We start from the raw sequence: 570 nt of genomic DNA on the forward strand, positions 1-570 counted from the left end.
ATTCTAGGTAATGAATATGATGTCTCTATCAAAGCCCAATATACTTTTGCTGATATTGACACCGAGAACCTAGCACATACTGTTAATTATGAGACCCTGTACCAAATAGCGAAGAAAAAAATGAGCCAGCCACGGAAACTTTTAGAAACCGTAGCAAGTGATATACTGAAAGAAATCAACGCTCAGTTTTCTGAAATAATAGCAATTGAAATTAGCATCGTAAAAATAAACCCACCATTTGGTGCCGATAAGGCAACAGCAAAAGTTAGTTTACACTGGACAAGTTAATATTTTTAAAATAATGAAATTCATCCCGATAAGCAAAGAGATTTTAGAGCAAATTATCGCCATATGGTGGGTAATCACGACACCTTCTATGTACCTGACAATAATTGCCGGAATTGTGATGTTGATCGTTAATCCGGCGCTATTACAGGCTCCCTGGATGCATGTTAAACTTTGTTTCGTTCTTGCATTGATATTATATCATTTTAAATGTCAGCAGATTATTAAAAATCTTGCATTAGAGAAGAATCAATGGAACTCCTCACGTTTAAGGATGTGGAATGA

The 570-nt window shown here is 35.6% G+C and carries 2 protein-coding genes; both read left to right on the forward strand.

Going from position 1 to position 570, the window contains the following annotated elements:
* A partial coding sequence (locus DC366_RS20690) for a dihydroneopterin aldolase (protein WP_165802972.1) occupies positions 1-288 on the forward strand: 288 nt, incomplete at its 5' end.
* Positions 289-301: 13 nt separating this feature from the next.
* Positions 302-570, forward strand: a 269-nt coding sequence (locus DC366_RS20695; RefSeq protein WP_207768801.1) for a CopD family protein, incomplete at its 3' end; no start/stop codon positions are given.

The sequence above is a fragment of the Pelagivirga sediminicola genome (genome assembly GCF_003072125.1).
Taxonomy (GTDB): domain Bacteria; phylum Pseudomonadota; class Alphaproteobacteria; order Rhodobacterales; family Rhodobacteraceae; genus Roseovarius; species Roseovarius sediminicola.